Below are 14,115 nucleotides of genomic sequence, written 5' to 3' on the forward strand. Positions count from 1 at the left end.
ATTGTGCTGGAAACTCGTAACTCCGAGCGATGACGAATTTTGCTGTGCCGACATGTATCGCCGCGCTCGGTGCACCGCTTGCCGAGCTTGGCTACTGTCTGCAGGCGAGCGATGTTGGGACCTTTTCACAACGCAGTGGGTTGGCTGAACCGCCCGGCCTGCGGGCCGCCGCTGATCATCGTTCCTTTCCCAGATAACCCAGTAACCAACTTGAGCAGGCAGGTGATTGGCAAGTGACAGTGATTGATGAGATATACAGCTCGCCCAGCGCGATTCCGACCGTCGCTCTCAATGACGAGGCGAAGATGCCCGTACTTGGCTTGGGGGTAGCCAAGTTGTCGGACGAGGAGACGGAAAGCTCGGTACTCGCGGCGCTGGAGGCCGGCTGTCGCCTCATCGACACCGCCGCCTCGTACGGCAACGAGGAAGCCGTGGGGCGCGCTATCGCCGCCTCGGGCATTGCCCGTGAGGAGTTGTTCGTCGCCACCAAGCTGGGCACCTCGAAGCAGGGCTTCCACACGGCTCAGGAATCGTGCAAGGCGAGCCTGGACCGGCTCGGGCTGGATTACCTCGACCTCTACCTGATTCACTGGCCGGCGCCGAAGCTGGGCAAGTACGTGGAGAGCTTCGAGGGCATGAAGGTGGCGCGCGAAGAGGGCCATGTCCGCTCGATCGGCGTCTGCAACTTCACCGAGGAACTGCTGGCGACGGTCATCGAGGAAACCGACGAGGTGCCCGCCGTGAACCAGGTCGAGCTGCACCCGCGGCTGAACCAGGCCGAGCTGCGCCAGGCGCACGCCCAGCACGATGTGACCACGCAGTCCTACAGCCCGCTGGGCGTCGGGCGGCTGATCGAGGAGCCGGTGGTGACGTCGATCGCCGCCGAGTACGGCCGCACCCCCGCCCAGGTGCTGGTCCGGTGGAACCTGCAGTTGGACAACGTCGTGGTCTCGCGGTCGTCGAAACCCGAACGCGTCGCCCAGAACTTGGAGGTGTTCGACTTCACCCTCGACCCCGAGCACATGGAGGCCATCGAGGGATTGCATGACGGCACCCGCGTGCTGCACGACCCGATGACCTTCATGGGGACCTAGTCACTGCCAGTCCACCGGCGGGCCGTGCGGATGGCATTCGCCCAGCGTCTGCACGTCGCCGGTTGGCCAGCTGCGGGCCCGCACCACGAACCTGATCGGTGCGCCCGGGCCGTCGCGCGCGGGCTCCATCGTGAGGTGGGCGAACGGCGAGCGGGCCTCTGCCCGGGCCGCCAGCGCGTCCACGTGCTCGCGCACCGCGGCGCGCTCGTCGGTGGACAGGTACTGCCAGGTGATCGAATGCCACAACACGGTCAGCGCACCGTCGGCCAGCGTCAGGCCGGCGACCGCTTCGGCCGCGGTCATGCGCTCGAGTGTCGCCGGCACGCGGCGGGCGACCTCGATGGCGCCGCGCAGCCGCGCCAGCCGGGCGGCCTGGTCCGGCCAGACATAGCTCAGCACGGTCAGTTCCCCGTCGGGGGCGCCGACGTCGATGGGCGCGATGTCGTAGCCGTGCCGTGCGACGATCCGCACATCGCGCCGGGGTGGGAGCGCGCCGCGCCACGCGTCGTCGATGGTGACCGGTGAGTCGTCCGGCCCCCACCGGCCACCGGCGAAGCCGTAGCAGTAGTGGTCCGCGCGCAGGTTCAGCCCCGCGCTGGAGCCGATCTCGAAAAGCCGTATGGGCAACCCGAATTCGTGGTTGATGTGCAGTAGTCCGCCGATCAGGGCCGCCGATCGGCCCACCTCGTTGGTCTGCGGCGGCCGGCTCAGCGCCGCGCGCAGCGCGTCGAGGTGACCGGCCGCGGTGTCCAGGATCTCCGGCCAGGCGGCTCTGGCGTCCCATCCGCCCCCGGTGCTGGGGTAGAAACGTCGCAGCCGCGCCGCCCGGCCGTCGAGCACCAGCCGGTGCAGCCCGCCGAGCAGCCGCAGCGGCACCGCGTCGCGGGACGGGGCGTCCTCGCGCCCGGACAAGACGGTCGCGAAGACGCCACCGGCTTCGACGTCGCCGGCGACCAGTTCGGACAGATCGCCATACATCGGCGAGCCCGACGAGGCGCAGAACCTGCCCTGTGACCGCAGGGTGTGCACCAGGTGCTCGGCCGTCACCCGTCCAGCCCGTCCAACCCGGCGCCGACCACGTCGAAGGCGTTGCCCAGGGCGACCGGCAGCGGGACGGATTCATCGCTCAGCCAGTGCTCGTAGGCCGACAACGCCACCCCGAGCATCGTCCAGGCGACGGTCTGGGGCAGCAGGTCCGTGGTCTTGCAGTCAAGACGACGCGCCACGAACCCCGCGATCACCTCACGCCAGCCGGCATACATCGTCATCGAATACGCTTGCAGCTCAGCGGTTTGCAGGATCACCCTCATGCGCTGGCGGTGGCGGGCCGTCTCGGATTCGTCAAAGGTGTTGAACGCCAACAGCGCAGCGCGCAACGCGTCACCCAGGCGCACGCCAGGATCGACGTTGTCGAGCAGATCGCGCAGGTGTGCAAGGTGATTGTCGAAGTCGCCCCAGGGGATCGCGTTCTTGGATGCGTAATAGCGGAACAGGGTGCGGCGTGAGATGCCGGCGGCCTGGGCGACATCATCGACGCTCACCTCGGCGAAACCGCGGGCAGTGAACATGTCGTTGGCGACGTCGGTGATGTGGTGCGGAGTGGTCGAACGGCGCCTGCCCACCCGCGGCTGCGGCATCATCGGACCCCGCCCTTCCATTTCGGCACTCGATGCCATATTCTGGCGGCGAGTGTGACTCAGACCCCATCGTTGTCAAGACCGGACGAAAGGCAAGACCCCGTGGACCACGAGACCGAAACTGACACCCAACTCGTCGCCGAGACCCTGGTCGAAGAGGTGTCCATCGACGGCATGTGCGGGGTCTACTGACCGTGCCCGCGTCCGCGCAGGCCCGGACGGCGACCTCGTTCGATCCTGATCGCGGCTGGCGATTGCACCCGCAGGTGGCGGTCCGGCCGGAACCGTTCGGCGCGCTGCTCTACCACTTCGGTACCCGCAAGCTGTCGTTTCTGAAGAACCGCACCATTCTCACCGTGGTGCAGTCGCTCGCCGACCATCCCGACATCCGGTCCGCCTGCCGCGCGGCGGGAGTGGACGACAACGCGCAGGCGCCGTATCTGCATGCGCTGGGTGTACTCGTCGAGTCCAACATGCTGGTGCCCCGGAAGGACCATCAATGACAACAGCGGCCCCCGTCCCCCGGCTGATCGAGCAGTTCGAGCACGGCCTCGACGCGCCCATCTGCCTCACCTGGGAGCTGACGTACGCATGCAACCTGGCCTGCGTGCACTGCCTGTCGTCGTCGGGCAAGCCGGACCCGCGCGAGCTGTCCACCCGTCAATGCATGGACATCATCGATGAGCTGGAACGCATGCAGGTGTTCTACGTCAACATCGGTGGCGGGGAACCCACTGTGCGCCCGGACTTTTGGGAACTGGTCGACTACGCGACCGAGCACCACGTCGGCGTGAAGTTCTCCACCAACGGTGTCCGGATCACGCCCGAGGTCGCCGCGCGGCTGGCGGCCAGCGACTACGTCGACGTCCAGATCTCGCTGGACGGCGCGACCGCGGAGGTCAACGACGCGGTCCGCGGACCCGGCTCGTTCGACATGGCGGTGCGCGCGCTTCAGAATCTGGCGGCGGCCGGCTTCAAAGACGCAAAGATCTCCGTGGTCGTCACCCGGCACAACGTCGACCAGCTCGACGAATTCGCGGCGCTGGCAAGCCGTTACGGCGCCACGCTGCGGATCACCCGGCTCCGCCCGTCCGGGCGCGGCGCCGATGTCTGGGAAGAGCTGCACCCCACCGCCGACCAGCAGGTCCAGCTGTATGAATGGCTGGTCGCCAAGGGTGAACGGGTGCTCACCGGCGATTCCTTCTTCCACCTCGCCCCGCTCGGCCAATCCGGCGCCCTGGCCGGTCTGAACATGTGCGGCGCGGGCCGCGTCGTGTGCCTGATCGACCCGGTCGGCGACGTGTACGCCTGCCCATTCGCCATCCACGACCGCTTCCTGGCCGGAAACGTGTTGACGGACACCGGTTTTGGAGCCGGCTTCGCCAACGTCTGGAAGAACGCCCCGCTGTTCCGCGAGCTGCGCGAGCCGCAGTCCGCGGGCGCGTGCGGCAGCTGCGGTCACTACGACAGCTGCCGGGGCGGATGCATGGCCGCCAAATTCTTCACCGGCCTGCCGCTCGACGGGCCGGATCCCGAATGCGTGCAGGGCCACAGTGCGATGGCGCTGGCGCACGACCGCGAGACGCCGCGCCCCCGGGCCGATCACTCCCGCGGCAAGCGCATCCGCCAGCCGGTGCCGCTGACGCTGTCGCTGCGACCGCCGGCGATCACGCCGGAGACGCCGCCGGCCCGCATGTGTAACGAAAGCCCGGTGTGACAATGGCCGACGCATGGTTTGAGACCGTCGCCATCGCGCAGCAACGCGCCAAACGCAGGCTGCCGAAATCGGCCTACTCGTCGCTGATTTCGGCCAGCGAAAAGGGAGTTACGGTCTCCGACAACGTGACAGCGTTCAGCGAGCTAGGATTCGCGCCGCACGTCATCGGTGCGCAGGAAAAGCGCGAGTTGTCGACCAACGTTATGGGACAAGAGATTTCGCTGCCGGTGCTGATCTCGCCGACGGGCGTGCAGGCGGTGCACCCCGAGGGTGAGGTCGCGGTGGCGCGGGCAGCCGCCGCCCGTGGCACCGCCATGGGGCTGTCCTCGTTCGCCAGCAAGCCGATCGAAGAGGTCGTCGCGGCCAACCCCAAGGTGTTCTTCCAGGTGTACTGGCTGGGTGACCGCGACGCGATCGCGGCCCGGGTCGAGCGCGCCCGCGCGGCCGGGGCGGTCGGGCTGATCGTCACCACCGACTGGAGCTTCTCGCACGGCCGGGACTGGGGCAGCCCGTCGATCCCGGAGAAGATGGACCTCAAGACCATCGTCAAGATGAGCCCGGAGGTCATCACCAAGCCGCGGTGGTTCCTGCAGTGGGCGAAGACCATGCGGCCGCCGGAGCTGCGCGTGCCCAACCAGGGCCGCCGCGGCGAGCCCGGGCCGCCCTTCTTCCAGGCGTACGGGGAGTGGATGGGCACGCCGCCGCCGACCTGGGAGGACATCGCCTGGCTCCGCGAACTGTGGGGCGGGCCGTTCATGCTCAAGGGCGTGATGCGCGTCGACGACGCCAAAAGGGCGGTGGACGCGGGGGTTTCGGCCATTTCGGTGTCGAACCACGGCGGTAACAACCTGGACGGCACGCCGGCCTCGATCCGCGCGCTGCCCGCGGTAGCCGCGGCCGTCGGCGATCAGATCGAGGTGCTCCTCGACGGCGGGGTGCGGCGCGGAAGCGACGTCGTCAAGGCCGTGGCGCTGGGAGCGCGCGCGGTGATGATCGGCCGGGCCTACCTGTGGGGGCTGGCCGCGGCCGGTCAACCGGGTGTGGAGAACGTGCTCGACATTCTGCGCGGCGGCATCGACTCGGCGCTGATGGGTCTCGGGCTCTCATCGGTTCACGACCTCGGACCGGACCACATTCTGGTGCCGCCCGGATTCACCCGGGCATTGGGCGTGCCCTCGGGTGGTGCGTAGCAAAAGCCCGAGTATTCAGGGCAGACCTATCCGGATTAAGTGACGTTTGCGCAAATCGTGATACGGGCGGGGTAACCGTGACGGACGAGCCCACAATTCGAACGCCCAGTGAACGACCCGGAAAAAAAGTTTTTTTCGCTCTTCAACAATTGGTGCACGCCAGGTGAATTCGTCCTACCATCACCGAGTGTCCGTACTCGGCGAATTGGGAACCGCGACGTCGAGCCAGCTATCAAGCACGCCGGCGTCGGTATTGGTTCCGCTGGGGTCGACCGAACAACACGGCCCGCACCTGCCGCTGGACACCGACACGCGGATCGCGGCGGCGGTCGCCGACGGCGCCCAACCCCGCCTCGGGCACGAGTGGCTGGTGGCGCCGGCCGTCGCCTACGGCGCCAGCGGCGAGCACCAGAGTTTCGCCGGGACGATCTCGCTGGGCACCGAGGCGCTGACGCTGCTGCTGGTCGAGTACGGCAGGTCAGCGGCCGGCTGGGCCCGGCGCCTCGTCTTCGTCAACGGTCACGGCGGCAACGTCGAGGCGCTGAGCAGCGCGGTGGCCCTGTTGCGCACCGAGGGCCGCGAGGTCGGCTGGTGCCCCTGCCTGACCGCCGGCGGTGACGCCCACGCCGGCCATACCGAAACGTCGGTGTTGCTGCACATCTCGCCGGCCGTGGTCCGCGCCGAGCAGTCGGTGGCCGGCAACACCGCGCCCCTGCCCGAGTTGCTCGGGTCGATGCGGCGCGGGGGAGTCGCGGCGGTCAGCCCGGTCGGGGTGCTGGGCGACCCGACCACCGCCACCGCCGTTGAGGGCGAGCGGATCTTCACCGAGATGGTCGACGGCTGTGTTCGCCGGGTCTCCCGGTGGCGGCCCGGGCCCGACGGGATGCTGACATGAACGCGCCCCGGCTGCCGAACGGGTTCGCCGTCCAGGTCGACCGCCGCGTGCGGGTGCTCGGCGACGGCTCGGCACTGCTGGGCGGTTCGCCGACCCGGCTGCTGAAGTTGGCGCCCGCCGCGCAGGACATGCTCGCGGATGGCCGGCTGAAGGTGCGAGACGACCTGTCCGCCCAACTCGCCCGCACCCTGCTGGACGCCACGGTGGCCCACCCCCGGCCCGCGGGCGGCCCGTCGCACCATGACGTGACGGTGGTAATTCCAGTGCGGAACAACCTTTCTGGGGTGCGGCGCTTGGTGAGCTCCCTGCGCGGCCTGCGGGTAATCGTGGTGGACGACGGCTCGTTCCCCCCGATCGAGCCGGAAGACTTCGTCGGCGCGCACTGCGACATCGAGGTGCTGCGCCACCACCGCAGCAAGGGCCCGGCGGCAGCCCGCAACACCGGCCTGCGGGTCTGCCGGACGGACTTCGTCGCCTTCCTGGACTCCGACGTCGCACCGCGGCGGGGCTGGCTGGAGGCGCTGCTCGGTCACTTCTGCGATCCCACGGTCGGCCTGGTCGCGCCCCGCATCGTCGGCCTGTCGCACAGCGAGAACGTGGTGGCGCGCTACGAGGCGGTGCACTCCTCGCTCGACCTCGGCGAGCGCGAGGCGCCGGTGCTGCCGCACAGCACGGTGTCCTACGTGCCCAGCGCGGCGATCATCTGCCGGTGCTCGGCGATCCGGGAGGTCGGCGGGTTCGACGAGACCCTGCAGTCCGGCGAGGACGTCGACCTGTGCTGGCGGCTGATCGAGTTGGGCACCCGGCTGCGCTACGAGCCGATCGCGCTGGTCGCCCACGACCACCGCACCGAATTGCGGGGTTGGCTTGCGCGCAAAGCGTTTTACGGTGGTTCGGCTGCTCCGCTGTCGGTGCGCCACCCGGACAAGACGGCGCCGGTGGTGATTTCCGGCTGGGCGCTGATGACCTGGATCCTGATGGCGTTCGGCTCCACCCTGTCGCGGCTGGCGTCCATCGTCCTGGCCGTGCTGACCGGTCGCCGGATCGCCCGGGCGATGCGCAGCGCCGAGACGTCGATGACCGATGTCGCGATGATCGCGGGCCGCGGACTGTGGTCGGCGGCGCTGCAACTGGCGTCCGCGCTGTGCCGGCACTACTGGCCGCTGGCGCTGGTGGCCGCGACCATGTCGCGCCATTTCCGCCGGGTGGTCCTGGTCGCGGCCGTGATGGACGGGGTGGTCGACTGGGTTCGCCGCCGCGACGCGATCGGTGACGATGTCGAACCGATCGGACTGCCGACCTACCTGGTGCTCAAGCGCGTCGACGACCTGGCGTACGGGCTGGGGTTGTGGTGGGGTGTGGTACGGGAACGCAACGTGCGCGCCCTGAAACCCCAGATCCGGAGTTAACCACCACCTTGACCACAGCCGCCTCGCACAGCGATGTGCTGATCGTCGGCGCCGGCAGTGCAGGATCGGTTGTTGCGGAACGTCTTTCCGCCGATCCGCAGTGCGCGGTGACCGTCCTCGAGGCGGGGCCGGCGCTCGACGACCCAGGACTGCTCGCCCAGACCGCCAACGGGTTGCAGTTGCCGATAGGCGTCGGCAGTCCGCTGGTGCAGCGCTATCAAACCCGCCTCACCGACGAACCCGCCCGCCAGCATCCCCTCGTGCGCGGGGCGACGGTGGGCGGATCGGGTGCGATCAACGGCGGCTACTTCTGCCGCGGGTTGCCGCGCGACTTCGATCGCATCGCCATCCCGGGCTGGAGCTGGGCCGACGTGCTGGACAGCTTCCGTGCCATCGAGACCGACCTGGACTTCGACGGTCCCGCACACGGCGACAGCGGCCCCATCCGGGTGCGCCGCACACACGAGATGACCGGGACCACCGAGCGATTCATCGCCGCCGCCGAGCGCGCCGGATTCGGCTGGATCGCCGACCTCAATGATGCGGCGCCCGATCAGGTTTCGGGAATCGGGGCCGTCCCGCTCAACATCGTCGACGGCGTGCGGCGGGGCTCCGGCGCGGGTTACCTGATTCCAGCGCTGGCCCGGCCGAACCTGAACCTGCACGCGCGGACCCGGGTGGCCCGGCTGCGTTTCGCCGGTGCCGTCGCGGTGGGCGTCGACGCGGTCGGCCCGCACGGCCGAATGACCCTGACCGCCGACCGAGTTGTATTGTGCGCCGGCGCGATTGAGACGGCGCGGCTGCTGATGCTTTCGGGTTTCGGAGACGAAAAAATGTTGCGTGGCGCCGGCGTGCCGGTGTTCGCGCCGCTGCCTGTCGGCATGTCGTTCAGCGATCATGCCGAGTGGGTGCTGCCCACCGATTGGACGGTGGCGCCCGGACGGCCGGTGCTCGAAGTGGTGCTCAGCACGGCCGACGACCTCGAGATCAGGCCCTACACGGGCGGATTCGTGGCGATGACCGGCGACGGCACCGCCGGGCACGCCGACTGGCCACACATCGGGGTGGCGCTGATGCAGCCGCAATCCCGGGGGCGCATCACGCTGGTCTCGGCCGACCCCGACGTGGCGCCGCGAATCGAGCACCGCTACGACAGCGAGCCCGACGATGTCGCGGCGCTGCGCCGGGGCAGCGAGCTGGCCCGCGAATTGGTCGGCGGCACAATCGATGCCGCCGCGGCCGTCTGGTCGACCTCGCAGCATCTGTGCGGCACCGCACCAATGGGCACCGACGGCGACCCGCACGCCGTCGTCGACCCCCGGTGCCGGGTGCTCGGCGTCGACAACCTGTGGGTGATCGACGGCTCGATCCTGCCCGCGATCACCAGCCGCGGCCCGCACGCCACGATCGTGATGATGGGCCACCGCGCCGCGGAGTTCGTTCAGTGAAGCGACAGCATTCGGCGCACCGGGCGTAGCTGGCGGCCGTCGCGGCCGGGCGCCCACACCCCGATCGCCACGGCGGCGACGGCGACTATCGCGGCCATCGTGATGGTCGAGGCGTGCAGGGCCGCCAGGAACGCGGACTTGCTGATGTCGGCCAGCTGTCGGCCCTGGGGCCCGAGCCGGTCGGCGATCTCGACGGCCTTGGCCAGCGAATCGGTCGCCTGACCGCGGACCGGCGCGGGAAATTCCGCCAGCCTGGGCGCAAGCTCGTGCGAGTAGCGGCCGGCCAGGATGGAACCGGCCACCGCGATGCCCAGCGCGCCGCCCATCTCGCGCGACGTGTCGTTCACGGCGGAGGCCACCCCCTGCTTCTCGTCGGGAACCGCGCCCATGATCGCCGAAGTCGTCGGCGCCGTGCAGATTCCGATTCCGGTGGCGAGAATCAAAGTGGGCCAGGCGAAGTCGAAGTACGTCGGGTGCAGATCCAGCCCGTACATGCACCCGAATCCGAGCGCCATCAGCAGTGTGCCGACGAACAACACCAGCCGCAGCCCCAGCTTGGGCACGTACCAGAACGACAGGGCCGAGAAGATGCCCAGCGGCACCATGAACGGCCCGAAGGCGATCGCCGTCGCCAGCGCGGAGTAGCCCATGATCTGCTGCACGTACTGCATGCCGATGTAGAAGAAGCCGAAGGTGGCGCCGAACAGGATGACGATGGCGGTCACCCCGGTGGCGAAATTGGGGTCGGCGAACAGCCGGACGTCCAGCAGTGGTTGCCTGCCGCGCAGGGCCAGGCGCAACTCGAGGGCACCGAACGCAGCCGCGATCACCGCGCCGACGACGAGCCCGCCCCACACCACCGGGTCGCTCCAGCCGCGCCCGGGCGCTTCCAGGATTGCGGCCACCGCGATGGCGACCGCCGCGCCGATCAGGACCGCGCCCAGCGCATCGACCCGGGGGGCGCCCGCGTCGCGCGACGACGCGACGGTGCAGGCCAGTGCGAAGATCACCAGCCCGGCGATGCCCAACGACCAGAAGATGGCGTGCCAGTCCCAAAAGCGAAGCAGCAGGCCGGAACCCAGAATGCCTAGGACGCCGCCGGAGCCGGCCGTCCCGGCCCAGATGCCAACGGCCTTGGTGCGGTCCTCTTTTGGATAGGCCACCGTCAGCAGCGACAGCGTGGCGGGCATCACGAAGGCGGCGCCGATCCCGGCCACCGCCCGGCCCGCGATGATCTGGTCCGGGTTGTGCAGCAGCGCCGGGGCCACCGACCCGAGCGCGAACACCAGCAGTCCGGTCAGCAGCGCACCGCGCCGGCCGTAGCGGTCACCGATCGCGCCGGCCGGCAGCAGCAGGCAGGCAAGGGCCACGGTGTAGCCGTCGACGACCCAGTTCAGCTGCGACGCGGTGGCCGAGGTGGCCACCGCGAGGTCGCCGAGCGCGGTGTTCAGGGCCGTCATCGACGCCACCACCAGGGCCACGGCCATGCAGGCGACGGCCAGCGTCCAGTTTCGGGCCCGGAAGCTATCGCCGATGCCGATCCCGTCAGTACGCTGGTCAGACCGGACGAGGGTTTCGACCATGCGGTGCGCCTCCTTGGCAGCGTGTGAAGTTTCGAGACCAATAGTCTTGTAGGTAGACCGATAGTCTCGTTCTCAAACAGGGAGGTGGGTGACAATCGCCACCGGGACGTCCGACCCGCGGCCGGCGAGGTCGCGGGCCAGGCTGCTGGATGCCGCCGTCACGCTGTTGCGTGCCGGGGGTCCCAGCGCGGTGACGGTCGACGCGGTCACCCGCACCGCCAACGTGGCCCGGGCGACCCTGTATCGCCACTTCCCGAGCGGAAACGACCTATTGGCAGCGGCTTTCAACAGCCTGATTCCGCCGTCGCCCACCCCGCCCGCGGAGGGTTCGCTGCGCGACCGGCTGGTCGCGGTGGTGCTGGCCCAGGCCGAATCCGTCGCCCAGGCGCCCACCATGATGACCGCCATGTCCTGGCTTGCGCTGGGCCGCGACCTGGAGGGCCTGCCTGAGCCGCGGCACAGCCACAACGCCGACAGCGCGGCGATCACCACCCTGCGCGAGCGCATCGCCCAGCAGTACGCCGAGCCCTTCGACGCCATCTTCGACAGCCCGGAGGCCGCCTTGTTGGGGGAGGTGGATCGGTCGCGGGCGATCGCCCTGCTCATCGGACCGCTGGTGCTGGGCCGCCTGTCCACGCTGCCCGATTTCGACTATCACCAGTGCGCGCTGGCGGCCGTCGACGGATTCTTACATGTGCAATGCGGCAGGGCCGCCGCGACGAACATCGAATCGGCGGGCGCCTGACGGCCCGGCGTTCCCGATCCTGAGTTCGCTGACCTGCGCTTTTGCGCCCCGATGCCACCGTCCTCGAGTCGGGTGTGGCGGATTCGGCCCGAGATTGCGGCCGAATTTTGTTCGGGCCAGGATCTGAGGCATACTGTTCAGGTTGCCTTGAGCCGGGTTTGCGCCTGGTCGGGCATACGACCAGCGTCCAAACGGGCGCGTCCGGTCCCATCCTTTGAGAGCGACGAATTTCGATCGCGGATGAGGCTGCGTGAGGGTGACACACCCGACCGCGGGGGCCGGTGGACCACGACAGGTAAACAGCGGCGCAATATCCGGCGCAACGCTCGATCGGCCCAGAGTTGGCCGGCCCGATCGGCGCGCCGGTGGCACTGAGGACTATGTGAGCCCGAATACCGGGCCCCAACAGGAGTGAGGGTAGGAGAAGCGTGGCGGGACAGAAGATCCGCATCAGGCTTAAGGCCTACGACCATGAGGCTATTGACGCGTCGGCGCGCAAGATCGTCGAGACCGTCGTCCGCACGGGTGCCAGCGTTGTAGGTCCGGTGCCGCTGCCGACTGAGAAGAACGTGTATTGCGTCATCCGCTCACCGCACAAGTACAAGGACTCGCGGGAGCACTTCGAGATGCGCACGCACAAGCGGCTGATCGACATCCTCGACCCGACGCCGAAGACCGTCGACGCGCTGATGCGCATCGACCTTCCGGCCAGTGTCGACGTCAACATCCAGTAGGAGATCCAGACTCATGGCAAGAAAAGGCATTCTGGGTACCAAGCTGGGCATGACGCAGGTGTTCGACGAGAACAACAGGATTGTGCCGGTGACGGTCGTCAAGGCCGGCCCGAACGTGGTGACCCGGATCCGTACCCCCGAGCAGGACGGCTACAGCGCCGTGCAGCTGGCCTACGGCGAGATCAGTCCCCGCAAGGTCAACAAGCCGGTGACCGGTCAGTACGCCGCCGCGGGCGTGAACCCGCGCCGGTTCCTGGCCGAGCTGCGGCTGGAGAATCCCGAGGCGGCCGCCGAATACGAGGTCGGCCAGGAGCTGACGGCGGAGATCTTCGCCGACGGCGCCTACGTCGACGTCACCGGCACCTCCAAGGGAAAGGGCTTCGCCGGCACCATGAAGCGCCACGGCTTCAGTGGTCAGGGCGCCAGCCACGGTGCCCAGGCGGTGCACCGTCGCCCGGGTTCGATCGGTGGCTGCGCCACCCCCGCCCGGGTGTTCAAAGGCACCCGGATGTCGGGCCGGATGGGTAGCGATCGCGTGACCGTCCAGAACCTGTTGGTGCACAAGGTCGATACCGAGAACGGCGTGCTGCTGATCAAGGGCGCGGTCCCCGGCCGCACCGGTGGACTCGTCGTGGTCCGCAGCGCGGTCAAACGAGGTGAGAAGTGATGGCAGAAGGCTCCAAGACGCTCAAGATTGACGTCAAGACGCCGGGCGGCAAGGTCGAGGGCTCGATCGAGCTGCCGGCCGAATTGTTCGACGCCCCGGCCAATATCGCGCTGATGCACCAGGTCGTCACCGCGCAGCGGGCGGCGGCGCGTCAGGGCACGCACTCGACCAAGACCCGCGGAGACGTCAGCGGCGGTGGCCGTAAGCCGTACCGGCAGAAGGGAACCGGCCGGGCCCGACAGGGTTCGACGCGTGCCCCGCAGTTCACCGGCGGTGGCGTCGTGCACGGCCCCAAGCCCCGCGACTACAGCCAGCGCACCCCCAAGAAGATGATCGCCGCGGCGTTGCGCGGCGCACTGTCCGACCGGGCGCGCAACGGCCGCATCCACGCGATCACCGAAATCGTCGCCGGCCAAACCCCTTCGACAAAGAGCGCCGCGGCGTTCCTGGGCACGCTGACCGACCGCAGGCGGCTGCTGGTCGTGATCGGTCGCAGCGACGAGGCCGGCGCCAAGAGCGTGCGCAACCTACCCGGTGTGCACATCCTGACCCCCGACCAGCTCAACACCTATGACGTGCTGCGCTCCGACGACGTGGTGTTCAGCGTTGAGGCGCTCAACGCCTACATCGCCGGGGCCACCGGCGGTGCCGCCGACAAGGATGTGGAGGTAACGGCGTAGATGGCGACCATCACTGACCCCCGCGACATCATTCTCGGCCCGGTCATCTCGGAGAAGTCCTATTCGCTGCTCGACGACAACGTGTACACGTTTGTGGTGCACCCCGATTCGAACAAGACGCAGATCAAGATCGCTATCGAGAAGATCTTCTCCGTCAAGGTCGCATCGGTGAACACCGCGAACCGGCAAGGTAAGCGGAAGCGCACCAGGACCGGATTCGGCAAGCGCAAGAGCACCAAGCGGGCCATCGTCACGCTGGCGCCGGGTAGCAAGCCGATCGATCTGTTCGGGGCACCGGCGTAGCCGCCGCGAGAGG

Annotated in this window: 16 protein-coding genes; 13 read left to right on the forward strand and 3 right to left on the reverse strand. The window is 68.7% G+C overall.

Going from position 1 to position 14,115, the window contains the following annotated elements; genetic code table 11:
• Nucleotides 1-233 precede the first annotated feature (233 nt).
• Nucleotides 234-1,094, forward strand: a complete 861-nt coding sequence (locus ACZYVJ_RS18870) for an aldo/keto reductase (RefSeq protein ID WP_463832411.1) — start codon at nt 234-236, stop codon at nt 1,092-1,094.
• Here ACZYVJ_RS18870 and ACZYVJ_RS18875 read toward each other — a convergent pair whose 3' ends face one another.
• Entirely contained in the window at nt 1,095-2,141 is a 1,047-nt protein-coding gene (locus tag ACZYVJ_RS18875) for a DUF2332 domain-containing protein (protein WP_463832412.1), read from the reverse strand.
• Nucleotides 2,138-2,734: a mycofactocin system transcriptional regulator gene (gene mftR / locus ACZYVJ_RS18880; protein ID WP_463832413.1), complete on the reverse strand. Its 597-nt coding sequence runs from the start codon at nt 2,732-2,734 to the stop codon at nt 2,138-2,140. The genes ACZYVJ_RS18875 and mftR overlap by 4 nt, the downstream gene beginning before the upstream one ends.
• Before the next feature lie 99 nt (nt 2,735-2,833).
• On the opposite strand from mftR, the gene mftA reads away from it, so the two are divergent.
• The 7 genes from mftA to mftG all read left to right on the forward strand — a co-directional run bounded on the left by mftA (nt 2,834) and on the right by mftG (nt 9,390).
• Nucleotides 2,834-2,923, forward strand: a complete 90-nt coding sequence (gene mftA / locus ACZYVJ_RS18885) for a mycofactocin precursor MftA (protein WP_463832414.1) — start codon at nt 2,834-2,836, stop codon at nt 2,921-2,923.
• Complete coding sequence (gene mftB / locus ACZYVJ_RS18890) at nt 2,908-3,234, forward strand: mycofactocin biosynthesis chaperone MftB (RefSeq protein ID WP_463832415.1); 327 nt, start codon at nt 2,908-2,910, stop codon at nt 3,232-3,234. The genes mftA and mftB overlap by 16 nt, the downstream gene beginning before the upstream one ends.
• Nucleotides 3,231-4,448, forward strand: coding sequence for a mycofactocin radical SAM maturase (gene mftC, locus ACZYVJ_RS18895; protein ID WP_463832416.1), 1,218 nt, complete (start codon nt 3,231-3,233; stop codon nt 4,446-4,448). Before mftB ends, mftC begins: the two co-directional genes overlap by 4 nt.
• Before the next feature lie 2 nt (nt 4,449-4,450).
• Nucleotides 4,451-5,638 (forward strand): pre-mycofactocin synthase MftD, encoded by a 1,188-nt coding sequence (gene mftD / locus ACZYVJ_RS18900; RefSeq protein WP_463832417.1) that lies wholly within the window; start codon nt 4,451-4,453, stop codon nt 5,636-5,638.
• Between the two features lie 163 nt (nt 5,639-5,801).
• The gene (gene mftE / locus ACZYVJ_RS18905) at nt 5,802-6,533 is read left to right on the forward strand and encodes a mycofactocin biosynthesis peptidyl-dipeptidase MftE (protein WP_463832418.1); all 732 of its coding nucleotides are present in this window, start codon (nt 5,802-5,804) and stop codon (nt 6,531-6,533) included.
• Nucleotides 6,530-7,942 (forward strand): mycofactocin biosynthesis glycosyltransferase MftF, encoded by a 1,413-nt coding sequence (gene mftF, locus ACZYVJ_RS18910; RefSeq protein ID WP_463832419.1) that lies wholly within the window; start codon nt 6,530-6,532, stop codon nt 7,940-7,942. Before mftE ends, mftF begins: the two co-directional genes overlap by 4 nt.
• An 8-nt stretch (nt 7,943-7,950) precedes the next feature.
• Nucleotides 7,951-9,390: a mycofactocin dehydrogenase MftG gene (gene mftG / locus ACZYVJ_RS18915; protein ID WP_463832420.1), complete on the forward strand. Its 1,440-nt coding sequence runs from the start codon at nt 7,951-7,953 to the stop codon at nt 9,388-9,390.
• On the opposite strand, the gene ACZYVJ_RS18920 is transcribed toward mftG, so the two are convergent.
• Nucleotides 9,384-10,973 (reverse strand): MFS transporter, encoded by a 1,590-nt coding sequence (locus ACZYVJ_RS18920; protein ID WP_463832421.1) that lies wholly within the window; start codon nt 10,971-10,973, stop codon nt 9,384-9,386. The genes mftG and ACZYVJ_RS18920 overlap by 7 nt on opposite strands.
• Nucleotides 10,974-11,118: 145 nt before the next feature.
• On the opposite strand from ACZYVJ_RS18920, the gene ACZYVJ_RS18925 reads away from it, so the two are divergent.
• From ACZYVJ_RS18925 to rplW, 5 genes are all read left to right on the forward strand, one after another.
• The gene (locus tag ACZYVJ_RS18925) at nt 11,119-11,718 is read left to right on the forward strand and encodes a TetR/AcrR family transcriptional regulator (RefSeq protein ID WP_463833061.1); all 600 of its coding nucleotides are present in this window, start codon (nt 11,119-11,121) and stop codon (nt 11,716-11,718) included.
• A 428-nt stretch (nt 11,719-12,146) separates the two neighbouring features.
• Entirely contained in the window at nt 12,147-12,452 is a 306-nt protein-coding gene (gene rpsJ, locus ACZYVJ_RS18930) for a 30S ribosomal protein S10 (protein ID WP_003873519.1), read from the forward strand.
• A gap of 13 nt (nt 12,453-12,465) precedes the next feature.
• Nucleotides 12,466-13,119, forward strand: a complete 654-nt coding sequence (gene rplC, locus ACZYVJ_RS18935; protein ID WP_463832422.1) for a 50S ribosomal protein L3 — start codon at nt 12,466-12,468, stop codon at nt 13,117-13,119.
• Nucleotides 13,119-13,799 (forward strand): 50S ribosomal protein L4, encoded by a 681-nt coding sequence (gene rplD, locus ACZYVJ_RS18940; protein WP_463832423.1) that lies wholly within the window; start codon nt 13,119-13,121, stop codon nt 13,797-13,799. Before rplC ends, rplD begins: the two co-directional genes overlap by 1 nt.
• A complete protein-coding gene (rplW, locus tag ACZYVJ_RS18945) occupies nt 13,800-14,102 on the forward strand; it encodes a 50S ribosomal protein L23 (RefSeq protein WP_007773589.1) in 303 nt (100 codons plus the stop codon). It abuts the gene before it with no gap.
• The last annotated feature ends 13 nt before the right edge of the window (nt 14,103-14,115 follow it).

The organism is Mycobacterium sp. IDUB_3 (genome assembly GCF_055419585.1).